We start from the raw sequence: 24,634 nt of genomic DNA, 5'->3' as shown, positions 1-24,634 counted from the left end.
GGACGGTGGAGCCGGTCAGATCGCCTCGGTAGGGTGGGTCGGTCGACTCCGACGCAGCCTTGATCCACACCCCGGGGGGCGCCACGCATGGGCGATTCGTTCGCGCATCTGCACGTACACACCGAGTACTCGATGCTGGACGGGGCGGCCCGGCTCAAGGACCTGTTCGCCGAGGCCGCGCGGCTCGGCATGCCGGCGGTGGCGATCACCGACCACGGCAACATGCACGGCGCGAACGACTTCTACAGGCAGGCCATGGCCGCCGGGGTCAAGCCGATCCTCGGCGTCGAGGCGTACGTGGCGCCGGAGTCGCGCTTCCACAAGCAGCGGGTCAAGTGGGGCCGCCCGGAGCAGAAGAGCGACGACGTCTCCGGCAACGGCGCCATCACCCACATGACCATGTGGGCGGCGAACCGGGACGGCCTGCACAACCTCTTCAAACTCAACTCGCGCGCCTCCATGGAGGGCCACTACGTCAAGTGGCCCCGGATGGACATGGAGCTGATCGCCGAGCACGCCGAGGGCATCATGGCCACCACCGGCTGCCCGTCCGGCGCCGTGCAGACCCGGCTGCGGCTCGGCCAGTTCGACGAGGCGCTCAAGGTCGCCGCCGCCTACCAGGACATCTTCGGCAAGGACAACTACTTCCTGGAGATCATGGACCACGGCCTCGACATCGAGCGCCGGGTCCGGGACGGGCTCACCGAGATCGCCCGCAAGCTCGACATCCCGCCGGTGGTCACCAACGACTCGCACTACACCCACGAGGCGCAGGCCGAGGCGCACGACGTGCTGCTCTGCGTGCAGACCGGCAGCAACGTCGCCGACCCCAACCGGTTCCGCTTCGAGGGCGGCGGCTACTTCGTGAAGTCGGCCGAGCAGATGCGCGCCGTCGACTCGTCCGAGCTGTGGCAGCAGGGCTGCCGCAACACCCTGCTGGTGGCCGAGAAGGTCGACCCGGCCGGCATGTTCGAGTTCCACAACCTGATGCCGCGGTTCCCGATCCCCGAGGGCGAGACCGAGGAGTCCTGGTTCCGCAAGGAGACCTTCGCGGGGTTGAAGCGCCGCTTCCCGGACGGCATCCCCGAGGGCCACATCGTCCAGGCCGAGTACGAGCTGGGCGTCATCATCCAGATGGGCTTCCCGTCCTACTTCCTCGTGGTCGCCGACTTCATCCAGTGGGCGAAGAGCCAGGGCATCGCGGTCGGCCCGGGCCGTGGGTCCGCCGCCGGCTCGCTCGTCGCGTACGCCCTGGGCATCACCGACCTGGACCCGATCCCGCACGGCCTGATCTTCGAGCGGTTCCTCAACCCCGAGCGCATCTCGATGCCGGATGTCGACATCGACTTCGACGAGCGCCGGCGCGGTGAGGTGATCCGGTACGTCACCGACAAGTGGGGTGAGGACAAGGTCGCGCAGATCGCCACCTTCGGCACCATCAAGGCGAAGGCCGCGATCAAGGACTCGGCCCGCGTGCTCGGCTTCCCGTACGCCGTGGGCGACCGGATCACCAAGGCGATGCCCCCGGCCGTCATGGGCAAGGACATCCCGCTGTCCGGCATCTTCGACCCGAAGCACCCGCGCTACGCCGAGGCGGGCGAGATCCGCGGCCTCTACGAGTCCGACCCCGACGTCAAGAAGGTCATCGAGACGGCGAAGGGCATCGAGGGCCTGATCCGCCAGACCGGTGTGCACGCCGCCGGCGTCATCATGTCCGCCGAGCCGATCATCGAGCACATCCCGCTGATGCGGCGCGACGCCGACGGCGTCATCATCACGCAGTTCGACTACCCGACCTGCGAGTCGCTCGGGCTGCTGAAGATGGACTTCCTCGGCCTGCGCAACCTCACGATCATCGACGACGCGGTCAAGAACATCCAGCTCAACCACGGCAAGGAGCTGGACCTGCTGGGCCTGCCGCTGGACGACAAGCCGGCCTACGAGCTGCTCGCCCGCGGCGACACCCTGGGCGTGTTCCAGCTCGACGGCGGGCCGATGCGCTCGCTGCTGCGGCTCATGAAGCCGGACAACTTCGAGGACATCTCCGCCGTGCTGGCGCTCTACCGGCCCGGCCCCATGGGCGTGGACTCGCACACCAACTACGCGCTGCGCAAGAACGGCCTCCAGGAGATCACCCCGATCCACCCGGAGCTGGAGGAGCCGCTGCGGGAGATCCTCGCCCCCACCTACGGCCTGATCGTCTACCAGGAGCAGGTGCAGCGCGCCGCGCAGATCCTCGCCGGCTACACCCTCGGCCAGGCGGACCTGCTGCGCCGGGCCATGGGCAAGAAGAAGAAGGAGATCCTCGACAAGGAGTTCATCCCGTTCCGGGACGGCTGCCGCGAGCGTGGCTACTCCGACGAGGCCATCCAGGCGGTGTGGGACGTCCTCGTCCCGTTCGCCGGCTACGCGTTCAACAAGGCGCACTCCGCCGCCTACGGCCTGGTGTCGTACTGGACCGCGTACCTCAAGGCGCACTACCCGGCCGAGTACATGGCGGCGCTGCTCACCTCCGTGGGCGACGACAAGGACAAGATGGCGCTCTACCTCTCCGAGTGCCGCCGGATGCGCATCCAGGTCCTCCCGCCGGACGTCAACACCTCGGCCGGGCCGTTCACCCCGGTCGGCGAGGACATCCGGTTCGGCCTGGCCGCCGTGCGCAACGTCGGCGCGAACGTGGTGGCGGCGATCATGCGGTGCCGCGAGGAGAAGGGCGACTACGCCGACTTCTACGACTTCCTGTCCAAGGTGGACGCGGTCGCCTGCAACAAGAAGACCATCGAATCGCTGATCAAGGCGGGCGCCTTCGACTCGCTGGGGCACAGCCGCAAGGGCCTGCTCGCCGTGCACGCCGACGCCATCGACGCGTACGCCGACGTCAAGCGCAAGGAGGCCGTCGGCCAGTACGACCTGTTCGGCGCCGGCTTCGGCGACGCGGACACCGGCGGCAGCACCACGGTGATGCCGGTCATCGGCGACAGCGAGTGGGACAAGCGGGACAAGCTCGCCTTCGAGCGCGAGATGCTCGGCCTCTACGTCTCCGACCACCCGCTCTTCGGGCTGGAGCACGTGCTGAACGCGGCAGCCGACACCACCATCGCCGCCCTCTCCGAGGAGGGCACCGTGCCCGACGGCGCGGTGGTCACCCTGGCCGGCATCCTCTCCGGCGTGCAGCGCCGGGTCACCAAGCAGGGCCGGGCCTGGGCCTCGGCCACCCTGGAGGACCTGGCCGGCGGGGTGGAGACGCTGTTCTTCCCCAACACCTACGAGGTGATCGGGCAGTACATCGCCGAGGACGCCATCGTCGTGGTGAAGGGCCGGGTCGACCGCCGCGACGACACGCCCCGGATCATGGCGATGGACATGTCCATGCCGGACATCAGCAGCAACCCGGCGAACAAGCCGGTCACCCTCACCATCCCGGTGCACCGCTGCACGCCGCCGCTGGTGGAAAAGCTCAAGGAGACCCTGGTGCTGCACCCGGGCGACACCGAGGTGCACGTCAAGCTGCTCAACGGCGGCAAGACCACCACGCTGCGCCTGGGCCCGTTCCGCGTGGCCGCGACCACCGCGCTGATGGGCGATCTCAAGAGCGTCCTCGGCCCGGCCAACGTCAGCTGACCGGATCGGCCGGCGGATCCGGCGCGGGAGTCGGTGCTGGAGGACCGACCCGGTCGGCTGCGCCGGCTGCCGCGTCACCGCGGCCAGGGCGGGTGACTCAGAGCCGGTGCCCGCCCAGCACGTCCGCGGCGGCGTCGGCGGTCTCCAGCACGACCGTGTGGTAGCTCTCGATGCGGGACAGGATCGCGTCGCGGGGGCCGTCCCGCCAGGCGTCGCTGCCGTAGAAGGCCTCCTCCTGCTCGTCCCGCACCGCCAGGGACGGGAAACCCCGGATCAGGTACGCCTCCTCGTGGCCGTCCTCCCGGACCAGCGACGCTCCGGCGGCCACCACCCGGATGCCGAAGTGGCCGAGCAGCGGCGCGGCCTCCTCCCGCATCACCCGGACGAACTCGTCGACGGTGCCGGGCTTCAGGCGGTAGGTGCGGATCTCGAGAATCATCGACGACCTCCGGAGTGGCTGCGAGGCTGACGCTATCCGTCCCCGCACCGCCCGATCCACCCCTGTCGTCAGGTCGGCCGGTACTCCACCTCGGGGCGGCCCGGCGTCCCGTAGCGGGGCACCCGGACGGCGCGGTCGGCGGAGACCAGGTACTCCAGGTAGCGCCGGGCCGTCACCCGGGACATCCCGGTGCGCCGGCCGACCTCGGTGGCCGACAGCCCACCGTCGCCGAGGGCGGCCAGCACGTTGTGCAGCGTCTGCTCGTCCAGGCCCTTGGGCAGGGTGTGCCGGGTCGTGCCGCGCAGCGTGGCGAACATGCGGTCCACCTCGTGCTGGGCGGCCACCTCGCCGTCGGCGAGGGCCTGCCGCCGGTAGTCGGCGTACCGCTCCAGCTTGTCGCGGAACGCGGCGAAGGTGAACGGCTTGAGCAGGTAGTGGGTCACCCCGAGGGACACCGCGGTGCGGACCACCGCGAGGTCCCGCGCCGAGGTCACCGCCAGCACGTCCACGCTGCTGCCCGCCGCCCGCAGGGCCCGGCAGACGTCCAGGCCGTGCAGGTCGGGCAGCCGGAAGTCGAGCAGGACCAGGTCGACGTCCGCGCCGCCGTGCCGGCGCAGCGCCGCCATGGCGTCCCGCGCGGTGTGCGCGACGCCGACCACCACGAAGCCGGGCACCCGTTCGGTGTACGCCCGGTGCGCCTCGGCCAGCAGCGGCTCGTCCTCCACCACGAGCACCCGGATGTCGCTCATCGCGCCTCCCGCGGGACCGGCAGCCGGACGGTGAACACGGTCTCCCCGCCGTCGGTGCGGACGACCTCGGCGGCGCCGCCGTGCCGGCGGACCACCTGCCCGACCAGCGCCAGGCCCAGCCCCCGGCCGGCGCTCTTGGTGGACCAGCCGCGCCGGAACGCGTCGGCCACCCGGTCCGGGTCCAGTCCGGGGCCGCTGTCGCCGACCCGGACCAGCAGTTCGTCGTCGACCGTCCCGACGAAGACGCGGACCCGGCGCGGCGGCGGGGTGCCGGCGACCGCCTCCAGGGCGTTGTCGAGCAGGTTGCCGACGACGGTGAGCAGGTCCGTGGTGGGCAGCGGGCTGTCGTCGAGCCGGCAGTCCGGCTCGATCACCAGGTCCACGCCGCGCTCACCGGCCTGCGCCGACTTGCCGAGCAGCAGGGCGGCCAGCGCCGGCTCGGTCACCGCACCGACCACCCGGTCGGTGAGCTGCTGGGCGAGCGCCAGGTCGCGGGTGGCCAGCCGGACGGCCTCGTCGGTGCGGCCCAGCTCGACCAGGGTGAGCACGGTGTGCAGCCGGTTCGCCGACTCGTGGGTCTGCGCCTGCAACGCCTCGGTGAGGGCGCGGACGGAGTCCAGCTCGCTGGCCAGGTTGCGCAGCTCGGTCTGGTCGCGCAGGGTCAGCACGGTGCCGAGCGCCGCGCCCTCGAAGCGGGTGGTCCGCTGGTTGGCCACCAGCACCCGGTCGCCGGCCAGGATCGGCTCGTCGTGCGCGTCGCGGCCGGAGTCGAGCAGCTCGGCCACCGCCGGGGGCAGGTCGATCCCGGCGACCGGCCGGTCGGTCACGGCCGCGTCGTCGGCCAGCCCGAGCAGGCGGCGCCCCTCGTCGTTGACCAGCGCCACCCGGCGGTCCCGGGTCAGCACCAGCAGGCCCTCGCGGACGGAGTGCAGGACCGCGTCGTAGTACTCGTACATCCGGGTCATCTGGCGCGGCCCGAGGCCGTGGGTCTGCCGGCGGAGCCGGCGGCTGAGCAGCCAGGATCCGGTGGCCGCGAGGGCCAGTGCGGGCGCGGCGGCGCCGAGCAGCACCGGCACCTGGGCGAGCAGCTTCCGGTTGATGGCACGGGTGGTGATGCCCACCGAGACCAGCCCGATGATCCGGTGCCGGTCGTCGTACACCGGGACGACCGCGCGCACCGACTCGCCGAGCGTGCCGACGTTGGTGACGGTGAACGGCTCGCCGGAGAGCGCCGGGCCGATGTCGCCGATGAACGGCTGCCCGATGAGCTCCGGGCTCGGGTGCGAGTAGCGGGTCCGGTCCGGTGCCATCACCACGACGAAGTCCGTCCCGGTGGCGACCCGGGTGGCCTCCGCGTACGGCTGGAGGGTGGCCGACGGGTCCGTGCTGGTGAGGGCCGCCCGGACGTTGGGGGAGCCGGCAACGGCCTGCGCCACGGCCAGCACCTCGTCCTTCGCGGCCTGGTGGGAGTCGCTGCGGGCCAGCCAGACGGCGCCGGCCGCGCCGGCCAGGACGAGCAGCGTCACCACCACCGCCTGGAGGGCGAAGAGCTGCCCCGCGATGCTCCACTGCCGTCGGGCCACGTTCCCCTCCTCCCGCCGCCGGTCGTCGGCAAGTCTGGCGCACCCTTGCGGCGCGGTTTCGGCCCTGCGCGGCGCGGGTGAACAGAATGAACGCAAGCGTGCCCCGCGGTGAGACCGGCCTCACATTGTCGGCATGGACACCACCACCCCACCCACCCCCGTGGCCGCCCGGCCCGCCCGCCGGGACCGGACCCGGTACCTCTACCTGGCGGTCATCCTGGCCGTCGTCGCCGGCATCGTGGTCGGCCTCGTCGCGCCCGAGGTCGGCAAGGAGCTGAAGCCTTTGGGCACCGGCTTCGTGAACCTGATCAAGATGATGATCAGCCCGGTCATCTTCTGCACGATCGTCCTGGGCGTCGGGTCCGTGCGGCAGGCGGCCCGGGTCGGCAAGGTCGGCGGCCTCGCGCTCGGCTACTTCCTGCTCATGTCGACGGTGGCGCTCGCCATCGGCCTGGTGGTCGGCAACATCGTCCACCCCGGCTCGGGCCTGAACCTCGGCCCGGAGGTGGCCGACGCGGGCAAGTCCGCGGCCGGCGGGGAGAGCGGCGACACCGTCGAGTTCCTGCTCGGCATCATCCCCACCTCGCTCTTCTCCGCGCTGACCGAGGGCTCGGTGCTCCAGACGCTGCTCGTCGCCCTGCTGGTCGGCTTCGCCGTCCAGGCGATGGGCCGGCGCGGTGAGCCGGTGCTGCGGGCCGTGGAGGTCATCCAGCGCCTGGTCTTCAAGGTGCTCGCGATGATCATGTGGGTGGCACCGATCGGCGCGTTCGGCGCGATCGCCGCGGTGGTCGGCGCGACCGGCGTGGACGCGCTGACCAGCCTCGCCCAGATCATGCTCGGTTTCTACGCCACCTGCCTGATCTTCGTGATCGTGGTGCTCGGCACGCTGCTGCGCCTGGTGTCGGGTGTCTCGATCTTCGCCCTGCTGCGGTACCTGGGCCGCGAGTTCCTGCTCATCCTCTCCACCTCCTCGTCGGAGTCGGCGCTGCCCCGGCTCATCGCCAAGATGGAGCACTTCGGCGTCAGCAGGCCGGTCGTGGGCATCACCGTGCCGACCGGCTACTCCTTCAACCTCGACGGCACGGCGATCTACCTGACGATGGCCGCGCTGTTCATCGCCGACGCCCTGGGCAAGCCCATGGCGATCGGCGAGCAGATCGGCCTGCTCGCCTTCATGATCATCGCCTCGAAGGGCGCCGCCGGGGTGACCGGCGCGGGCCTGGCCACCCTGGCCGGCGGTCTCCAGTCGCACCGGCCGGACCTGGTCGACGGGGTCGGGTTGATCGTCGGCATCGACCGGTTCATGTCCGAGGCCCGGGCGCTGACCAACTTCGCCGGCAACGCGGTGGCCACCGTGCTGGTCGGCACGTGGACCGGCGAGTTCGACCGGGCGCAGGCCCGGGCCGTGCTCAGCGGGCAGCGCCCGTTCGACGAGGCGACCATGCTCGACGACGACGACGAGGACGCGGACGGCGGGGCCGCCGAGCCGGCCGGGACCCCGGCCGCCCTGGCCGACCGGACGGCCTGAGCCGACCCGCGCCCCGGGCCTGCCGGACCCCCGTCCGGCAGGCCCGCCCGGCGTACCCCTCCCGACGCCTTCGGCGGCCTGGCCGGTGGCTCCCGGCCGTCGAGGGGACCACGAGGCCGGGATTGGCCGTCCCGATGGCCGGCGGTGATCGTTAGCGTCGGTGGCATGGACGTGGAGCAGGCACAGAAGCTGTGGCAGCCGGAGCCCGGCTGGCTGAACACCGCCAGTTACGGGCTGCCGCCCGAGCCGGCCTGGCAGGCGTTGCAGGACGCGCTGGCCGACTGGCGGGTGGGCCGGATCTCCTGGGAGGGCTGGGGTGAGGCCGCCGAGCGGGCCCGCGCCGGGTTCGCCCGGCTGGTCGGGGTGGCCCCGGCGGACGTGACGATCGGCAGCACGGCCTCGCAACTGCTCGCCCCGGTGGCCGCCGCCCTGCCGGCCGGCGCGACGGTGGTCGTCCCGGAGGTGGAGTTCACCTCCAACCTGTTCCCCTGGCTGGTGCAGCAGGAGCGCGGCGTCCGGGTCCGGACCGTGCCGCTCGCCGGCCTGGTCGACGCGATCGACGGCGACACGGACCTCGTCGCGTTCAGCCTCGTGCAGTCCGCCGACGGCGCGGTCGCCCCGTACGAGACGATCGTCGCGGCGGCCCGGGCGCACGGCGCCCTCGTCGCGGTGGACGCCACCCAGGCGGCCGGCTGGCTGCCCTTCGACGCGGGGCTGGCCGACGTGGTGGCGGTGGCCGCGTACAAGTGGTTGATGGCGCCGCGCGGGGCGGCCTTCGGCTACCTGGCCCCGGCGCTGCGCGAGCGGCTGCGGCCCGACGCGGCCGGCTGGTACGCGGGCGCGGACCCGCACGCCTCCTACTACGGCCCCCCGCTGCGGCTGGCCGACGACGCGCGGCGCTTCGACATCTCGCCGGCGTGGTTCAGCTACGTGGGGGCGGCCCCCGCCCTGGAACTGCTCGCCGAGATCGGGTTGCCCGCCGTGCACGCCCACGACGTGGCGCTGGCCAACCGCTTCCTCGCCGGGCTGGGCCGGCCGCCCGGCGACAGCGCGATCGTGGCCGTCGAGGTGCCCGGGGCGCAGGAGAAGCTGGCCCGGGCCGGGGTGCGGGCGGCGGTCCGCGCCGGGCGCGTCCGGGCCGCGTTCCACCTCTACACCACCGAGGAGGACGTCGACCTGGCCCTGACGGCGCTGACCGGCTGAGGTGGAGGGGCTCCCACCCCGGCACGGGTGGGAGCCACCACCGGTGTCAGGCCAGGTGGCCGCCGATCTTCGTGTAGCCGCGCAGTAGGTCGCGGGAGATGATCAGCCGCTGCATCTCGTCGGTGCCCTCGAAGATCCGGTACAGCCGGACCTGCCGGTACCAGCGCTCGATCGGCAGCTCCCGGGTGTAGCCCATGCCGCCGTGGATCTGCAGCACCCGGTCGACCACGCGGTTGACCATGCCGGCCCCGTAGAGCTTGCCCATCGAGGAGGCGTGCCGCGGGTCCAGGCCCTGGTCGACCGTCCACGCCGACTTCAGCACCAGCCAGCGGGCCGCCTCCAGCTCGGTCTCCGAGTCGGCGATCATCCACTGGATCGCCTGGTTGGTGCCGATCTTCGCGCCGAAGGTCTCCCGGGTGTTGGCGTAGTCGATGGCCATCTGCAGGGCCCGCTCGGCGATGCCGATGGCGTGCGAGGGGATGGTGTAGCGGCCCTTGCCGATCCACTCCATGCCCAGCGTGAAGCCCTGGCCGATCTCGCCGAGGATGTTGCGGTGCGGCACGCGTACGCCGTCGAAGATCAGCGACGCGGGGCCGCCCTCGCCCATGGTCTGGATGAACTCCGACCGCCAGCCCATCGCCCGGTCCACCAGGAACGCGGTCGCGCCGCCCCGGCGGGCGCCCTTCTCCGGGTCGGTCACCGCCACCACGATGGCGAAGTCGGCGTCGTTGCCGTTGGTGATGAACGTCTTCTCGCCGTCGAGGACCCAGTCGTCGCCGTCGCGGCGGGCCCGCAGCTTGATGTTCGCCGCGTCCGAGCCGGCGCCCGGCTCGGTGATCGCGAAGCAGGAGATCCGTTCCCCCTCGATGGTGGGGAGGAGGAACTCCCGCTTCTGCTCCTCGGTGGCGTGGAACAGGATGTTGTCCGCCTCGCCGCCGAAGCGGAACGGCACGAAGGAGCGGCCCAGCTCGGTCCAGATCAGCGACTGGAGGACCGCGGGCAGGTCCATCCCGCCGTACTCCTCCGGGGTGGCCAGGCCCCAGAAGCCGAACTTCTTCGCCTTGAGCTGCAGCTCGCGCAGCTCGGAACGGTCCAGGCCGGGCTGGTGGGCGCGCTCGCGGCGCAGCACCTCCTGCTCCAGCGGCAGCACCTCGCGGGTGACGAAGGCGCGCACGGTGTCCCGGACGGCCCGTTCCTCGTCGGACAGTGCGAAGTCCACGATGCTCCCTCGGTCGGCGTGACGGTGGACCGCCGCGGGCGGCGGCGGTCGCCCTTTAAACTAGCGGTGTAAGTTTTCATCCGTCCAGACCCCTCCTCCGGCCGTCGCGGTGAGGCTCCGTGGCCCCGCCCCGGTTAGGGTGCGTGAGCAGGTGTTCCGACGGGGGAGGCGGCGTGGCGGGATTCGACCGGCGAGGGGCGTGCGGCGCGGCCCCGGCGAGGGTGGGCTGAGGTGCCCCGTCCCCGCCAGGCCCTGCTGAACCGGGACCGGATCGTCGAGACCGCGCTCGCGCTGATCGACGCCGACGGCCTCGGCGCGCTCTCCACCCGCCGGCTGGCCGCCGCGCTGAACGTGCAGGGCCCGTCGCTCTACAACCACTTCGCCACCAAGGACGAGATCCTCGACGCGGTGGCGGACAGCGTCACGGCCTCCGTCGACGTCAGCGTCTTCGACCGGTACGACTGGGTCGAGGCGCTGCGCCGCTGGGCCCGGTCCTACCGCGAGGCCCTGACCGTCCACCCGAACATCGTCCCCTACCTGGCGCAGGGGCCGGGGCGCCGGCGGGCCGCGCTGGCCATGGCCGACGCCGTCTACGGCGCCCTGGTCCGGGCGGGCTGGCCGCCGGCCCGGGCCACCCACATCGGGGCCGCGATGCGCTACTTCGTGGCCGGCTCGGCGCTCGGGTCGTTCGCCCGCGGCTTCGTCGAGGACCCGGAGCTGTACGCGGCCCACCCGCACCTCAACCAGGCCCACCGGCTCCGCGGCCACCAGCGCAGCGTCGACGAGGGCGCGTTCACCCTCGGCCTCGACGCGCTGCTGCACGGCCTCGCCGCCGAGTACGCCCGGACCGTGACCCCCCTGGAACGCGGGACCGGTCCGGGGTAGCGTCAAAACTCCCACTGCTAGTTTCCCGCCCCCCGAAGGGACGCCATGGATCTCGCCGACGCGCCCCCCGCCCTGCTGGTCCGCCGCCATCTGCACATCGCCGGGGACTGGGTCGACCCGGCGGAGGGCGGGACGATCCCGGTCGAGAACCCGGCCACCGGGGAGGTCCTCGGGCAGGTCCCCGCCGGCACCCCGGCCGACGTGGACCGCGCCGTGGCCGCCGCCCGGGCCGCCTTCCCCGGCTGGGCCGCCACCGCCCCCGCCGAGCGCGCCGCCCACCTCGACCGGCTGCACACCGCGCTCGCCGCCCGGGCCGACGACATCGCCCGCACGGTGGCCCTCGAACTGGGCACACCGCTCAAGCTCGCCACCCGGGTGCAGGCCGGCCTGCCGCTGGCCGTGCTGCGCGGCATGGTCGACCTGGCCGCCCGCCCGCCGGCGGAGGAGACCGTCGGCAACTCCCTCGTGGTCCGCGAGCCGGTCGGCGTGGTCGGCGCGATCACCCCGTGGAACTACCCGCTGCACCAGGTGGTCGCCAAGGTTGCCCCGGCCGTCGCCGCCGGCTGCACGGTGGTGCTCAAGCCCAGCGAGCTGACGCCGCTCACCGCGTACCTGCTCTTCGACGCGATCACCGAGGCCGGGCTGCCCCCCGGGGTGGTCAACCTGGTGCCCGGCACCGGCCCGGTGGTCGGCGAGGCCCTGGCCGGCCACCCCGACGTCGACCTGGTCTCGTTCACCGGCTCCACCGCCACCGGCCGGCGGATCGCCCACCTGGCCGCCGACCGGATCGCCCGGGTCGCCTTGGAACTCGGCGGCAAGTCGGCCAACGTGATCCTCGCCGACGCCGACCTGCCCACCGCCGTGAAGGTCGGGGTCGGCAACGCCCTGCTCAACTCGGGCCAGACCTGCACCGCCTGGACCCGCATGCTGGTCCACCGCGACCGGTACGCCGAGGCGCTGGACCTCGTCGCGGCGGCCGTGGCCGGCTACCGGCCCGGTGACCCGTTCGACCCGGCCACCCGCCTCGGCCCGCTGGTCTCCGCCGCCCAGGCCGAGCGGGTCCGCGGGCACGTCGACCGGGCGCTCGCCGACGGCGCCCGCCTCGTCGCCGGCGGCCCGGACGCGCCGTTGCCGCCGCGCGGGCACTTCGTCGCCCCCACCGTCTTCGCCGACGTGCATCCGGACAGCGCCCTCGCCCAGGAGGAGGTCTTCGGCCCGGTGCTCGCGGTCATCCCGTTCGCCGACACCGACGAGGCCGTCGCCATCGCCAACAACTCCCGGTACGGGCTGGCCGGCGCGGTCTGGTCCGCCGACGAGGAGACGGCGCTGGCCGTCGCCCGCCGGCTGCGCACCGGCCAGGTGGACATCAACGGCGGGGCGTTCAACCCGCTCGCCCCGTTCGGCGGCTACAAGCAGTCCGGCCTCGGCCGCGAACTGGGCGGCCACGGCATCGCGGAGTTCACCGAGCTGAAGGCGATCCAGCGGTGAGGGCGCTCGTGGTCCGCGGCCGGGGCGCCACCCCGGCCGTCGAGGAGGTACGCCTGCCCGACCCTGGACCCGGCGAGTTGCGAATCCGGATCCGGGCCGCCGGCATCTGCCACTCCGACCTGGCCATGGTGGACGGCACGGTGGCGCCCGCGTACCCGCTGGTGCTCGGGCACGAGGCGACCGGCGTGGTGGCCGAGGCCGGACCCGGCACGCGGCTGGGCGTCGGCACGCCCGTGGTGCTCAACTGGGCCCCCGCCTGCCGCGCCTGCTGGCACTGCCGGCACGGCGAGCCCTGGCTCTGCACGGCCAACACCGGCGCCTCGGTGGCCCGGGGCCAGACCGCCGACGGCGGCCCGCTCCAGGTCACGCTCGGGCTCGGTGCGCTCGCCGAGGAGGTGGTGGTGCCCGAGCGGGCCGCCATCGAGGTGCCGGCCGGCCTGCCGCCGGAGCAGGCCGCGCTGCTGGGCTGCGCGGTGCTCACCGGCACGGGCGCGGTCCGCAACACCGCCCGGGTCGCCCCCGGCGAGTCGGTGGCGGTGATCGGCCTCGGCGGGGTCGGCCTCGCCGTGCTGACCGCCGCCCGGCGGGCCGGCGCGGCGCCGATCCTCGCCGTCGACGTGGCCGAGGCGAAGCGGGAGCTCGCCCTGGCCGCCGGGGCCACCGACTTCCTCCGCTCCGACGACACCCTCGCCAAGGAGGTCCGGGCGCGCACCGAGGGGCGCGGCGTCGACCACGCCTTCGAGTGTGTCGGCCGGTCCGTCACCATCCGGGCCGCCTGGCGGGCGACGCGGCGCGGGGGAGCGGTCACCGTGGTCGGCATGGGTGCCAAGGACGACCTGCTCAGCCTGTCGGCGCTGGACATCTTCCACTCGGCCCGCACCCTGCGGTCCTCGGTCTACGGCTCCTCGGACCCCGACCGGGAGGTGCCGGAGCTGGCCGGCGCGCTCGCCGACGGCAGTCTGGACCTGGCGCCGCTGGTCAGCGGTGCCATCACCCTGGACGAGGCGCCCGCGGCGCTGGACCGGCTGGCCCGGGGTGAGGGCGCCCGCTGGGTGGTCACCTTCCCGGACTGACGTCGCCCTCGATCACCGTGGCGACACCGTCGAGCAGCCGGCGCAGGCCGAAGTCGAAGACGGTCTCCAGGTCCAGGTCGACGCCGCCGGTGGTCAGGGCGTCCATGGTGGCCAGCCCGCCACCGGTCATCATCTGCTGGAACGTGGCCCGCTGCCGGTCCACCCACTGGTCGTGGGTGAGGCCGGTGTCCTGCACGGCCTGCGCCCCCATCTCCAGGTTGGTCGCGATGCCCTTCACGTAGGCCATCAGGGTGATCGCCACGTGCCAGCGGGTCTGCCGGTCCAGGCCCAGCCCCGCGGTGGCCCGCAAAGCCATGTCGGTGTGCGCCATGCCGTGCGGCAGCGGCTGCGGCCGGGCGATCGAGATGACGTGCGCCAACCAGCGGTGCCGCCGGTAGACCGCCCACTGCGCCCGGGCGAGCACGTCGAGCCGGGCGCGCCAGCCGGCCGGCTCGGTGGCCGGCAGCGGGGCGTCGGCCAGCACCGCGTCGGCCATCGCCAGGATCAGCTCGTCGCGGCCGCGTACGTGCCGGTAGAGCGACATGGTGGCCACGCCCAGCTCGGCGGCGATCTGGCGCATGGACACCGCCGCCAGGCCGCCCTCGTCGGCGAGGGCGATCGCGGCGCGCAGCACCCGTTCGCGGCTCAGCTCCGGCTCCGCCCGCCGCGACTCGGGCCGGGGCGCGGCGACGACGGTGCCGGCCCCCGGGCGGGTCAGCACCAGCCCCTCGGCGCGGAGCAGGGCGAGCACCCGGGTCGCGGTGGCGATGGCCACGCCGTGCTCGCGGGTGAGCTGCCGGGCCGAGGGCACCCGGTCACCGGGCCGCAGCTCGCCCAGGTCGATGCGGCGGCGGATCTCCGCGGCGATCCGCCGGTACGGCGGCTCCTGGCCCGGACCGTGCGGCGACATCCCGGCAGCGTACTAGTACACCGGCCCCGCCGGGCACCCCGGATCGGCCAGCGTACTAGGTCGGCGGGGGCGCGCGGCGCCGCGCGGACCTAGCGTGACGCGCAGTGCCCGGCCCGGACCGGGTGGACGGTGTACGCGCGATCTCGGGAGACCACCATGAACGACAGGACCGTGCTCATCTCCGGCGCCGGCGTGGCCGGCCCGGCCCTCGCCTTCTGGCTGCGCCGGCACGGCTTCGCCGTGACCGTGGTCGAGAACGCCCCCGGGCTGCGTCCCGGCGGGCAGACGGTCGACGTGCGGGGGGCCGCCCGCCAGGTGGTCGACCGGATGGGGCTGGCCGACCGGATCCGGTCCGCGACCGTCCGGGAGCAGGGCATGGCGTACGTCGACGAGCGGGGCGGGACGCGCGCCCGGCTGCCGGTGCACGCCTTCGGCGGGGAGGGCATCGTCGCCGACATCGAGATCGAGCGCGGCGACCTGGCCCGGCTGCTCCATGAGGCCACCCGGGACGACGTCGAGTACGTCTTCGACGACTCGATCGAGACCCTGGACCAGACCGGGGACGGGGTGCGGCTCACCTTCACCCGCTCCGCCCCGCGCACCGTCGACCTGGTGATCGGCGCGGACGGCTCGCACTCCCGCACCCGAAAGCTCGCCTTCGGACCCGAGTCGGCGTACGTCCGGCCGCTCGGCGCGTACCTGGCCTACTTCTCCACGCCGTACCGGGACGACACCGGATGGTTCCTGTTGCACAACGCGCCGGGCGGCCGGGTGGTCGGCACCCGCCCGACCCGGGACGGCCGGACCGCCGCCCTCTTCAGCTTCCGCTCCGACGAACTCGACGTGGACCGCCGGGACCGGGCCGCCCAGCAGCGGCTGCTCGCCGAGCGTTTCGCCGACGTCGGGTGGCGCGCCGCCGACCTGCTGGCCGCCGCGCCGACCGCCGACGACTTCTACTTCGACAGGTACGGCCAGGTGCGGATGGACTCGTGGAGCGCCGGGCGGGTGGCGCTGCTCGGCGACGCCGCCTGGTGCCCGTCCCCGCTCACCGGGCAGGGCACCAGCCTCGCCCTGGTCGGCGCGTACCTGCTGGCCGGCGAGCTGGCGGCGGCGCGGGGCGACCACGCGGTGGCCTACCGCCGCTACGAGGAGCTGCTGCGCCCACACGTGACGCGCGGCCAGGAGATCCCGGGCGGTGGCATCTCCGGTTTCCTGCCGGCCAGCCGGGCCGCGATCCGGATGCGCGACCTGTCGATGCGGGCCATGACCTCCCGCCCGCTGCGCGGGCTCGCCACCCGCCTCTTCTTCAGCAAGGCCGACGGGATCGACCTGCCGGAGTACGCGGCCGCCCGCTGACGGTGGCGCCACCACATGTCGACGGCCGCCGATCCGTCCGGATGGCGGTGGACGGGCCCGCCCCCTATGGGGAGCGGGCCCGTCCCATGGGGGGTGAATGTGTGGGGGATCGACATGGCTCGACTCCGCCGGTGCGCCGTAGGTTTCCTGCACGCGACGGCCCTGTGACCCCGGTCACCGACCTGGCCGGCGCGGTGATGGACCTGCGGAGGGTGAGGCGATGGCCGGGCAAGCGATCCTGTCGGCCCGAGGGCTGACCCGGGACTTCCGGGGCTTCCGGGCGGTCGACGGGGTCGACCTCGACGTGGCGCCGGAGACCGTCCACGCCCTGGTGGGGCCGAACGGCGCCGGCAAGACCACCCTGTTCAACCTGCTCACCGGCTTCCTGCCGCCCAGCGCCGGGCGGATCGAGCTGGCCGGCCGGGACGTCACCGGCCTGCCCCCGGAACGGGTCGCCCGGCTCGGCGTGGCCCGCTCCTTCCAGATCACCAGCCTCTTTCCCCAGTTGGGCGCGCGGGAGCACGTCGAGCTGGCCCTCCAGGCGCCCAGCGGGCTGGGGTGGCGGTTCTGGCGCTCGGCGAAGCTCATGCGCCGCTACCGCGACCGGGCCGACGAGCTGCTGGCCATGGTCGGTCTCGCCGAGCTGGCCGAGGCGCCGGCCGAGGCCCTCGCGTACGGGCGCAAGCGCGCCCTGGAGCTGGCCATCGCGCTCGCCCTCGACCCGAAGGTGCTGCTGCTCGACGAGCCCACCGCCGGGATGGGGCTGGAGGACGTCGACCGCACCGTCGACCTGATCGCCCGGGTCCGCGCGGGCCGGACCGTGGTCATGGTCGAACACAACATGAGCGTGGTCGGCCGACTCGCCGACACGGTCACCGTCCTGCAGGCCGGCAAGGTCCTGGTGGAGGGGCCGTACGAGCAGGTCCGCGCCGACGAGCGGGTCATCACCGCCTACCTGGGAGCCGCGGATGCTGCGCATTGAGAACCTCTCCGCCTGGTACGGCGAGGCCCAGGTGCTGCGGGAGGTGAGCCTGGAGGTGGCCGCCGGCGAGGTGGTCACCCTGGTCGGGCGCAACGGCGCCGGCAAGTCCACGCTGCTGCGCTGCGTCATGGGGCTGCACCCCGGCCAGCGCGGCACGGTCGGCTTCGCCGACCGGGACGTCACGAAGCTGCCCGCGCACAAGCGGGCGCGGCTCGGGCTCGGCTGGGTCCCCGACGACCGGGGCGCGTACGCCACCCTGACCGTCACCGAGAACCTGACGCTGCCGCCCCGGGTCGGCCCGGACCCGTGGCCCCTCGAACGGGTCTACGAGGCGTTCCCCGCCCTCTACAGCCGGCGGGACTCGGCGGCCACCATGCTCTCCGGCGGCGAGCAGCAGATGCTCGCGCTGGCCCGGGTGCTGCGCATGGGCGCCCGGCTGCTGCTCTGCGACGAGCCCACCGAGGGCCTGTCCCCACTGCTCGTGCAGCAGGTCGGCGACCTGCTGCGCGAGGCCAAGAAGCACGGCGTGACCGTGCTGCTGGTCGAGCAGAACCTGCACTTCGCCACCGGCGTCGCCGACCGGCACTACCTGCTGGCCGAGGGACGGATCGCGGAGGCGATGGACAACTCCGAGGTGCGCTCGCGGGAGCGCGAGCTGCTCGCGTACCTCGGGATCTGACAGACGACGGCTGACCCGCGCGGACCGCGCGGCAGGGAAGGATTCGACATGCGCAGGAGCGTGGGTGTGGCCGCCGCCTCGGCGGCGGCGGTGCTGCTGGCCGGTTGCGGCGGTGGTGGGCCGCAGTCCGGCGGCGACCAGAAGCTGACCGGCGACAAGATCGTGCTGGGTGTCCTCAACGACCAGTCCGGGGCCTACTCGGAGCTGTCCGGGCGGAACTCGGTCAAGGCCGTGGAGATGGCCATCGCCGACTTCAAGGCCAAGTACGGCGACAAGGCGGTCACCAAGAACATCAGCGTGGAGACCGCCGACCACCAGAACAAGCCGGACGTGGCCAACAGCAAGGCCCAGGAGATGTACGACCGCAAGGGCGTCGACGCCATCCTCGACGTGCCGACCTCCTCGGCCGCCCTCAAGGTCGCCGACGTGGCCAAGGAGAAGAAGAAGCTCTACTTCAACATCGGCGCGGCGACCACCGACCTGACCGGCAAGAGCTGCAACAGGTACACGTTCCACTACGCGTACGACACCTACATGCTGGCCCACGGCACCGGCACGGTGACCACGCAGCAGGTCGGCAAGAACTGGTACATCCTCTACCCGAACTACGCGTTCGGGCAGGACATGGAGAAGAGCTTCTCCGCGGCCATCACCGCCGCCGGCGGGCAGGTGGTCGGCAAGGACGGGGCGCCCTTCCCGAACACCAGCGGCGACTACTCCTCGTTCCTGCTCAAGGCCCCCACGCTGAACCCGAAGCCGCAGGTGCTCGGCACCATGCAGGCCGGCGCCGAGCTGGTCAACGTGGTGAAGCAGTACAACGAGTTCAAGCTGCGGGACAAGGGCGTCGGGCTGGCCGTCGGCCTCATGTTCATCACCGACATCCACTCGCTCACCCCGGCGGCGCTCGCCGGCACCACCTACACCGACGCCTGGTACTGGAACTTCGACAAGCAGAACCGGGAGTGGGCCGACACGTTCCAGAAGCAGACGGGCACCCGGCCGTCCTTCGCCCACGCGGCCAACTACTCGGCGGCCATGCAGTATCTGGAGGCCGTGCAGGCCGCCGGCACCGACGACGCGGACACCGTGGTCAAGGGCCTGGAGGGCAAGGAGGTCAACGACCTCTTCCTGCGCAACGGCAAGATCCGCGCGGAGGACCACCGGGTCATCCACGACGCCTACCTGGCCCAGGTGAAGCCGCAGGCCGAGGTCGGCGAGCCGTGGGACTACGTGAAGATCCTCAAGACCATCCCGGCGGCCGAGGCGTTCCGCGCCCCGTCGGCCGACTGCAAGATGTGATGAGCAACTGATGTCCGGGTTCCTGCAGAACACGTTCAACGGGCTGGTGGGCGGGGCGTTCTACGCCCTGCTCGCCCTCGGGCTCGCGGTCATCTTCGGCATGCTCCGGGTGGTGAACTTCGCCCACGGCGCCTTCTACATGCTCGGCGCCTTCGGGGCGTACGTGCTGCTCGCCGAGGCGGGCGTGCCGTTCTGGGCCGCGTTGGTGATCATGCCGCTGGCGCTGGGCCTGCTCGGCATGGTGCTGGAGCGGGCGGTGATCCACCGGCTGACCCGGCTCGACCCGCTCTACAACTTCCTGCTCACCTTCGGCCTCACGCTGATCCTGCAGGACCTGGTGAAGTCCCGGTACGGCGTGCAGTCCAGCCCGTACGCCACCCCGACGGAGCTGAGCGGGACCGTCGACTTCGGACTGTTCGACTTCCCCACCTACCGGGTCTTCATCCTCGGGTTCACCGTGCTGCTCTGCGTCGCGGTCTGGTGGGTGCTCGGCCGGACCCGGGTCGGCATGGTGGTCCGGGCCGCCACCGAGCGTCCCGAGCTGACCCGGGCCTTCGGCATCGACGTGGGGAAGTGGGTCACCCCGGTGTTCGGCTTCGGCATCGCCCTGGCCGGGCTGGCCGGGGTGCTCGCCGCCCCGATGCGGGCGGTGAACCCGCTCATGGGCGCCGACCTGATCATCGTGGTCTTCGCGGTGGTGGTGATCGGCGGGCTCGGCTCGATCTTCGGCTCGGTGGCCGCCGGTTTCGGCATCGGCCTGATCCAGGCGTGGGGCGAGGCGTACCTGTCGGACTTCCCGATCGTGTCGCAGACCGTCGTGTTCGTGGTGATGGCCGCGGTGCTGCTCTGGCGGCCGGCCGGCCTGTTCGGCCGAGAGGAGGCACCGGCATGACGAGTGCCGTCGACACCCCCGCCGAGGAGTCGGCCCGGCCGGCCCCGCCGTCGGGGCTGCTCACCGTCGCCCGGGCGCCCGGCTGGGTCCGGTACGCGCTGCTCGCCGCCGGCCTGCTCGTGGCCCTCTGGCTGCCGAACGGGCTCTACCCGGCGGTGGCCGTGGACATCCTCTGCTGGGCGCTGTTCGCCGTCTCGGTGGACCTGCTGCTCGGCTTCACCGGGCTGATGTCCTTCGGGCACGCCGCGTTCTGGGGCACCTCGGCATACGTGACCGGCCTGGTGGCGATCCACGCCGGCCTGCCCTTCCCGGCGGCCGTGCTGGCCGGCGCCCTGGCCGCGGCGCTGCTCGCGCTGCCGATCGGCTACCTGGCGGTCAAGCGCACCGGCATCTACTTCGCCATGGTCACCCTCGCGTTCGCGCAGATGGTCTACTACGTGGCCAACGAGTGGCGCTCGGTCACCCAGGGCGAGAACGGCCTCCAGGGCGTGCCCCGGGAGTTCTTCGGCGCGGACCTCTCCGACGACTACTACTTCTACTACGCGATCCTGCCGATCGTGGTGCTCGGCCTGCTCGCCGCCTGGCGGATCGTGCACTCGCCGTTCGGCCGGGTGCTGGTGGGCATCCGGGACAATCCGGCCCGGGCCCGCGCGCTCGGCTACCCGGTGCACCGCTACAAGCTGACCGCGTTCGTCCTGTCCGGCTTCCTTGCCGGGCTCGGCGGCGGGCTCTTCGCGGTCGGCCACCGGTTCGTCTCGCTGGACGTGCTGCACTGGACCACCTCCGGCAAGGCGGTCATCGTCGTGGTGCTCGGCGGCATCGGCACCCTCTGGGGCGGCGTGCTCGGGGCGGCCCTGGTGGTCCGCCTGGAGGACTGGCTGTCGTTCTCCGGCTTCGAGGCCATCGGCCTGGTCACCGGCGGCATCTTCGTGCTCGTCGTGCTGCTGTTCCGGCGGGGCATCTGGGGCACCGTGGCCGCTCTGGCGCTGCGCCGGCGGCGCTCCCGGCGGCGGGGATAGCTCGGCGCGGGTCGGCGTGCGGGGTGCCCGGAGCGCCGGTACCCCCGCCGCGACGCCGTGCGGGCTACTATCCGGACACCATGATCATTCAGCATATCCGTCGGCTCGCCTCCGAGGTTCCGGCGGAGCAGCCGGCTCGTCCGCGGGTTCCCGTTCCGAACTGGCTGCTCGTTCCCGGCCTGGCGGTGCTGGCCGTCTCGCTCGCGTTCTACGGCGCGTACCTGCGCCACCACTCGCTGGCCGGGACGGATTTCCGCATGTACCTGGGGGCGACCAGGACGTTCCTGGACGGTGAGCCGGTCTACCGGGCCGGCTACACCGGGCTGAACCTGCCGTACACGTACCCGCCGGTCACGATGACGTTCCTGATCCCGCTGACCTGGCTCGACGAGGCGGTCGCCCTCTACGTGTGGAGCGTCGCGGGCCTGCTGGCGATGCTCGCCGTGATCTGGTTGACCACCAGGATGACCGGGTACGAGGGCCTCCGCGGCCGGCTGGGTCTCGCCGCCGCCGTGCTCGCGGTGCTGCTGTGGACCGAGCCTCTGCAGCGCAACTTCCACCTCGGTCAGATCAACATCTTCGTCATGCTGCTGGTCGTGGTCGACCTCGCCCTGCCCGACCGGAGCCGGTTCAAGGGGATCGGTATCGGGGCGGCGACCGCGACCAAGCTGTTGCCCGGCCTCTTCGTCGTCTACCTGCTGCTGACGCGACGGATCCGCGCGGCCGTCGTCGCGGCGGGCACCTTCGCCGGGCTCACCCTGCTGGGCGCGATCATCCAACCGCGCAACTCGTTCGACTACTGGGTGACCGGCCGGGCGTTCGACAACCAGCCGATGCTCGGCGGGTCGGGCCCGCGGTACGCCGGCAACCAGTCCCTGCAGGGTTTCGTCGCCCGTCAGCTCGACACCAACGAGCTGAACACGAACTGGTGGCTGCTGTCCGTGGTCGTCGTGGCGGTGGCCGGCCTCGCGCTCGCGACCGCGCTGCAGCGCACCGGTGAGGAGGCCATGGCCCTGGTGGTCGTCGGCTGCACCATGCTCCTCATCTCGCCGGTGAGCTGGTCGCACTACTGGCTCTGGACCGCTCCGATGGCGGTGGTGCTCATCGACGTCGTGCGGCGCTCGCGGGGCGTGGCACGTGTGGTCGCAGGCGTCGTCGCGGTCGCGGCGATCCTGCCCTTCCTCCTGTGGCCGGGCACCATCCCGACCGGCGAGCGGATCCCGCGGGGCCTGATCTGGAACTCGGCACACATGGACGGCCGGGCGAAGTGGCTCGCCGTCGACGCCTACGTGCTGACCGTGCTGGTGCTCTTCGCGCTCGCCGCGCTGTGGCTCGTGCACCGGCGACGTGCCGAACGGACGGTGACCCCGTCGACCGATGTCCCCGCCGGGCGGTGACCTGGGACACAAACGATACGAACCGGTTCCGTATCGAAACCTTCTCGCCTACTCTCGACTCCGTTACGAGTCTGTCCCGTATCGTATTTTGACGCGGGTGAGCCGGGGGGAGAACCCGAGTGGAACCGCACGAGAACACCGGACACCCGAGGAGGTGGGCGATCCTGGGAGTGCTGGTGATCAGCCTCCTCGTGGTCGTCCTCGACAACACCATCCTCAACGTCGCCCTGCGTACCCTCGCCGACCCGGTGCACGGCCTCGGGGCCAGCCAGGGCGAGCTGGAGTGGGCGATCAACTCCTACACCCTGGTCTTCGCCGGGCTGCTCTTCACCTTCGGCGTCCTCGGCGACCGCCTCGGTCGCAAGCGCTTCCTGATGGTCGGCCTGGCCCTGTTCGGGCTCGCCTCGCTGCTGTCCGCGTACGCCCAGGACCCGGGCCAGCTCATCGCCACCCGCGCCCTCATGGGCGTCGGCGGCGCGGCCATCATGCCGGTGACCCTGTCGATCATCTCCAACGTCTTCGACCCCCGCGAGCGGGCCAAGGCGATCGGCGTCTGGGCCGGCGCGGTCGGCCTGGCCGTGGCCATCGGCCCGGTGCTCGGCGGCGCCCTGCTGGAGCACTACTGGTGGGGCTCGGTCTTCCTGATCAACGTGCCGGTGGTGGTGCTCGGCGTGGTGCTCGTCGCGGCCCTCGTCCCGGAGTCCCGCGACCCCCGGCCGGGCCGGGTCGACCTGCTCGGCGTCCTGCTGTCCGTGGTCGGCCTCGTCGCCCTCACCTACGGCATCATCGACGGCGGCGAGCACGGCTTCGACCGGGCGCGGGTGTGGGTCGCGATCCTCGGCGGGCTCGCGGTGCTCGGCTGGTTCGTCGCCCACGAGCTGCGCAGCGACCACCCGTCGCTGGACGTCCGGCTGTTCCGGGTGCCCCGGTTCGCCGCGCCGGTGGCGCTGGTCGGCCTGGTCTTCTTTGCCGCCATGGGCGTGATGTTCTTCGGCGCGTTCTATCTCCAGCTGGTCCGCGGCTACAGCCCGTTGGAGAGCGGCCTGCTCTTCCTGCCCTTCGCCGCCGCGCAGCTGATCTTCGCGCCGCGCAGCGCCGCCATGGTCCGCCGCTACGGGGGCCGGGCCGTCGCCGGTGTCGGGCTGCTGCTCACCGCCGCCGCGCTCGGCGCGTTCGTGCTCATCGACGCCGACACCCCGATCTGGATCTTCTCGGCGCTGGGCTTCGTCCAGGGCGCCGGGATGGCCAACATCATGCCGCCGGCCACCGAGTCGATCATGTCGGCGCTGCCCCGGGAGAAGGCCGGCGTGGGCTCGGCCGTGAGCAACACCGTCCGCCAGGTGGCCGGCGCGCTCGGCGTGGCGGTGCTCGGCTCGGTGCTCTCCGCGGTCTACCGCAACGACGTGGCCTCGACCCTGTCCGGCCTGCCCGCCCCCGTCCGCGACGCGGCCCAGGAGTCGATCTCCGGGGCGTACGCGGTCGCCGGCCGGCTCGGGGCCGGCGCACCCCGGCTCATCGACGCGGCGAACGACTCGTTCGTCTCGGCGATGCACTGGGCGGCGGGGATCTCCGCGCTGGTGGCGCTGCTCGGGATGGGCATCGTGCTGCGCTGGATGCCGGGCCGCCCGGCGGTCGAGACCGAGTCCCGGCCGGCCGCCGAGCCGGAGTTGGCCGGGACCGCGTAGGTTCGGCGACAATGTCTGACATGACTTCCATGGCTGATGCTCCGCGGTCGCCCGGGCGACCGCGGAGCGTCCGCGCGGACGAGGCGATCGTGGAGGCCACCCTCGACCTGCTCGCCGAGGGCAGCACGCTCGAGGCGCTCTCCATCGAGGCGATCGCCGCCCGCGCCGGGGTGGGCAAGGCCACCATCTACCGCCGCTGGTCCGGCAAGGACGCGTTGCTGATGGACGCGCTGGGCCGGCTCAAGGGTGTGCCGCCGCAACCCGCCGGCCGGTCCGTCCGCGACGACCTGGTGCTGCTGGTCGGCGCGGTCGGCCACAACGTCGACCCGCGGGCCGCGAAGATCATGCCGTGCCTGGTGCCGGAGGTGAACCGCAGCCCCGACCACTTCCGGCTCTACCAGAACATCGTCGCGCCGCGCCGGAAGCTGATGCGGGAGGTGCTGCGCCGCGGGGTGGACAGCGGCGAGCTCCGCGCCGACCTCGACATCGAGCTGGCCCTGGCGCTGCTCAGCGGCCCCATGCTGCTCCAGCGGGTGCTGCGCTGGCACCCCGAGCTGGACGACCGGATCCTCCCCGAGCGGGTCGTGGACAGCGTCCTCGAGGGCCTCCGCGCCCGCTGACCCCGGC

At 72.8% G+C, this 24,634-nt stretch carries 20 protein-coding genes; 15 read left to right on the top strand and 5 right to left on the bottom strand.

Annotated features, from left to right (window positions below):
• Nucleotides 1-87 precede the first annotated feature (87 nt).
• Nucleotides 88-3,621: a DNA polymerase III subunit alpha gene (dnaE, locus tag ACZ6PY_RS24755; protein WP_466075536.1), complete on the top strand. Its 3,534-nt coding sequence runs from the start codon at nt 88-90 to the stop codon at nt 3,619-3,621.
• A gap of 97 nt (nt 3,622-3,718) precedes the next feature.
• Here dnaE and ACZ6PY_RS24750 read toward each other — a convergent pair whose 3' ends face one another.
• The 3 genes from ACZ6PY_RS24750 to ACZ6PY_RS24740 all read right to left on the bottom strand — a co-directional run bounded on the left by ACZ6PY_RS24750 (nt 3,719) and on the right by ACZ6PY_RS24740 (nt 6,392).
• Entirely contained in the window at nt 3,719-4,060 is a 342-nt protein-coding gene (locus tag ACZ6PY_RS24750) for an NIPSNAP family protein (protein ID WP_466075533.1), read from the bottom strand.
• Between the two features lie 68 nt (nt 4,061-4,128).
• Nucleotides 4,129-4,809, bottom strand: coding sequence for a response regulator (locus ACZ6PY_RS24745; RefSeq protein WP_466075531.1), 681 nt, complete (start codon nt 4,807-4,809; stop codon nt 4,129-4,131).
• Complete coding sequence (locus tag ACZ6PY_RS24740) at nt 4,806-6,392, bottom strand: ATP-binding protein (protein WP_466075528.1); 1,587 nt, start codon at nt 6,390-6,392, stop codon at nt 4,806-4,808. Before ACZ6PY_RS24740 ends, ACZ6PY_RS24745 begins: the two co-directional genes overlap by 4 nt.
• A 133-nt stretch (nt 6,393-6,525) precedes the next feature.
• On the opposite strand from ACZ6PY_RS24740, the gene ACZ6PY_RS24735 reads away from it, so the two are divergent.
• Complete coding sequence (locus ACZ6PY_RS24735) at nt 6,526-7,920, top strand: cation:dicarboxylate symporter family transporter (protein WP_466075525.1); 1,395 nt, start codon at nt 6,526-6,528, stop codon at nt 7,918-7,920.
• A gap of 165 nt (nt 7,921-8,085) precedes the next feature.
• Entirely contained in the window at nt 8,086-9,123 is a 1,038-nt protein-coding gene (locus tag ACZ6PY_RS24730) for an aminotransferase class V-fold PLP-dependent enzyme (RefSeq protein WP_466075522.1), read from the top strand.
• 46 nt (nt 9,124-9,169) lie between these two features.
• On the opposite strand, the gene ACZ6PY_RS24725 is transcribed toward ACZ6PY_RS24730, so the two are convergent.
• Nucleotides 9,170-10,342 carry an acyl-CoA dehydrogenase family protein gene (locus ACZ6PY_RS24725; protein ID WP_466075519.1) on the bottom strand — a complete coding sequence of 391 codons (1,173 nt, stop codon included), beginning with the start codon at nt 10,340-10,342 and terminating at the stop codon, nt 9,170-9,172.
• A 231-nt stretch (nt 10,343-10,573) separates the two neighbouring features.
• Between ACZ6PY_RS24725 and ACZ6PY_RS24720 the strand changes: the two genes are divergently transcribed.
• The 3 genes from ACZ6PY_RS24720 to ACZ6PY_RS24710 are packed head-to-tail and all read left to right on the top strand — an operon-like array spanning nt 10,574 to nt 13,788.
• The gene (locus tag ACZ6PY_RS24720; protein WP_466075516.1) at nt 10,574-11,227 is read left to right on the top strand and encodes a TetR/AcrR family transcriptional regulator; all 654 of its coding nucleotides are present in this window, start codon (nt 10,574-10,576) and stop codon (nt 11,225-11,227) included.
• Nucleotides 11,228-11,272: 45 nt separating this feature from the next.
• Entirely contained in the window at nt 11,273-12,715 is a 1,443-nt protein-coding gene (locus tag ACZ6PY_RS24715; RefSeq protein ID WP_466075513.1) for an aldehyde dehydrogenase family protein, read from the top strand.
• The gene (locus tag ACZ6PY_RS24710; RefSeq protein ID WP_466075510.1) at nt 12,712-13,788 is read left to right on the top strand and encodes an alcohol dehydrogenase catalytic domain-containing protein; all 1,077 of its coding nucleotides are present in this window, start codon (nt 12,712-12,714) and stop codon (nt 13,786-13,788) included. Before ACZ6PY_RS24715 ends, ACZ6PY_RS24710 begins: the two co-directional genes overlap by 4 nt.
• Here the strand turns inward: ACZ6PY_RS24710 and ACZ6PY_RS24705 are convergent.
• Nucleotides 13,772-14,698: a TetR/AcrR family transcriptional regulator C-terminal domain-containing protein gene (locus ACZ6PY_RS24705; RefSeq protein ID WP_466075507.1), complete on the bottom strand. Its 927-nt coding sequence runs from the start codon at nt 14,696-14,698 to the stop codon at nt 13,772-13,774. The genes ACZ6PY_RS24710 and ACZ6PY_RS24705 overlap by 17 nt on opposite strands.
• A 156-nt stretch (nt 14,699-14,854) precedes the next feature.
• Here ACZ6PY_RS24705 and ACZ6PY_RS24700 point away from each other — a divergent pair, with 156 nt between their 5' ends.
• The 9 genes from ACZ6PY_RS24700 (at nt 14,855) to ACZ6PY_RS24660 (ending at nt 24,627) form a co-directional block, all read left to right on the top strand.
• Complete coding sequence (locus ACZ6PY_RS24700; RefSeq protein ID WP_466075504.1) at nt 14,855-16,054, top strand: FAD-dependent monooxygenase; 1,200 nt, start codon at nt 14,855-14,857, stop codon at nt 16,052-16,054.
• A 220-nt stretch (nt 16,055-16,274) separates the two neighbouring features.
• Nucleotides 16,275-17,036, top strand: a complete 762-nt coding sequence (locus ACZ6PY_RS24695; protein ID WP_262283812.1) for an ABC transporter ATP-binding protein — start codon at nt 16,275-16,277, stop codon at nt 17,034-17,036.
• Nucleotides 17,023-17,715 (top strand): ABC transporter ATP-binding protein, encoded by a 693-nt coding sequence (locus ACZ6PY_RS24690; RefSeq protein WP_466075500.1) that lies wholly within the window; start codon nt 17,023-17,025, stop codon nt 17,713-17,715. Before ACZ6PY_RS24695 ends, ACZ6PY_RS24690 begins: the two co-directional genes overlap by 14 nt.
• Before the next feature lie 48 nt (nt 17,716-17,763).
• The gene (locus ACZ6PY_RS24685; RefSeq protein WP_466075497.1) at nt 17,764-19,014 is read left to right on the top strand and encodes an ABC transporter substrate-binding protein; all 1,251 of its coding nucleotides are present in this window, start codon (nt 17,764-17,766) and stop codon (nt 19,012-19,014) included.
• A 10-nt stretch (nt 19,015-19,024) separates the two neighbouring features.
• A complete protein-coding gene (locus ACZ6PY_RS24680) occupies nt 19,025-19,906 on the top strand; it encodes a branched-chain amino acid ABC transporter permease (RefSeq protein WP_466075494.1) in 882 nt (293 codons plus the stop codon).
• On the top strand, nt 19,903-20,925 hold the full coding sequence (locus ACZ6PY_RS24675) for a branched-chain amino acid ABC transporter permease (RefSeq protein ID WP_466075491.1): 1,023 nt from the start codon (nt 19,903-19,905) through the stop codon (nt 20,923-20,925). The genes ACZ6PY_RS24680 and ACZ6PY_RS24675 overlap by 4 nt, the downstream gene beginning before the upstream one ends.
• A gap of 80 nt (nt 20,926-21,005) precedes the next feature.
• Entirely contained in the window at nt 21,006-22,322 is a 1,317-nt protein-coding gene (locus tag ACZ6PY_RS24670) for a glycosyltransferase family 87 protein (RefSeq protein ID WP_466075486.1), read from the top strand.
• 119 nt (nt 22,323-22,441) lie between these two features.
• Nucleotides 22,442-24,007: an MFS transporter gene (locus ACZ6PY_RS24665; RefSeq protein ID WP_466075483.1), complete on the top strand. Its 1,566-nt coding sequence runs from the start codon at nt 22,442-22,444 to the stop codon at nt 24,005-24,007.
• A gap of 11 nt (nt 24,008-24,018) precedes the next feature.
• Entirely contained in the window at nt 24,019-24,627 is a 609-nt protein-coding gene (locus ACZ6PY_RS24660; RefSeq protein ID WP_466075480.1) for a TetR/AcrR family transcriptional regulator, read from the top strand.
• Nucleotides 24,628-24,634: the final 7 nt, after the last annotated feature.

Source organism: Micromonospora sp. NPDC048907, from assembly GCF_055586885.1.
This window is presented reverse-complemented; position numbering and strand designations above follow the sequence as displayed.

Coding starts and splice junctions, on each gene's coding strand:
- ACZ6PY_RS24735 (WP_466075525.1), top strand. CDS start 6,526: ATGGACACCACCACCCCACCCACCCCCGTGGCCGCCCGGCCCGCCCGC.
- ACZ6PY_RS24745 (WP_466075531.1), bottom strand. CDS start 4,809: ATGAGCGACATCCGGGTGCTCGTGGTGGAGGACGAGCCGCTGCTGGCC.
- ACZ6PY_RS24670 (WP_466075486.1), top strand. CDS start 21,006: ATGATCATTCAGCATATCCGTCGGCTCGCCTCCGAGGTTCCGGCGGAG.
- ACZ6PY_RS24660 (WP_466075480.1), top strand. CDS start 24,019: ATGTCTGACATGACTTCCATGGCTGATGCTCCGCGGTCGCCCGGGCGA.
- ACZ6PY_RS24675 (WP_466075491.1), top strand. CDS start 19,903: ATGACGAGTGCCGTCGACACCCCCGCCGAGGAGTCGGCCCGGCCGGCC.
- dnaE (WP_466075536.1), top strand. CDS start 88: ATGGGCGATTCGTTCGCGCATCTGCACGTACACACCGAGTACTCGATG.
- ACZ6PY_RS24750 (WP_466075533.1), bottom strand. CDS start 4,060: ATGATTCTCGAGATCCGCACCTACCGCCTGAAGCCCGGCACCGTCGAC.
- ACZ6PY_RS24695 (WP_262283812.1), top strand. CDS start 16,275: ATGGCCGGGCAAGCGATCCTGTCGGCCCGAGGGCTGACCCGGGACTTC.
- ACZ6PY_RS24715 (WP_466075513.1), top strand. CDS start 11,273: ATGGATCTCGCCGACGCGCCCCCCGCCCTGCTGGTCCGCCGCCATCTG.
- ACZ6PY_RS24705 (WP_466075507.1), bottom strand. CDS start 14,698: ATGTCGCCGCACGGTCCGGGCCAGGAGCCGCCGTACCGGCGGATCGCC.
- ACZ6PY_RS24700 (WP_466075504.1), top strand. CDS start 14,855: ATGAACGACAGGACCGTGCTCATCTCCGGCGCCGGCGTGGCCGGCCCG.
- ACZ6PY_RS24730 (WP_466075522.1), top strand. CDS start 8,086: ATGGACGTGGAGCAGGCACAGAAGCTGTGGCAGCCGGAGCCCGGCTGG.
- ACZ6PY_RS24690 (WP_466075500.1), top strand. CDS start 17,023: ATGCTGCGCATTGAGAACCTCTCCGCCTGGTACGGCGAGGCCCAGGTG.
- ACZ6PY_RS24680 (WP_466075494.1), top strand. CDS start 19,025: ATGTCCGGGTTCCTGCAGAACACGTTCAACGGGCTGGTGGGCGGGGCG.
- ACZ6PY_RS24685 (WP_466075497.1), top strand. CDS start 17,764: ATGCGCAGGAGCGTGGGTGTGGCCGCCGCCTCGGCGGCGGCGGTGCTG.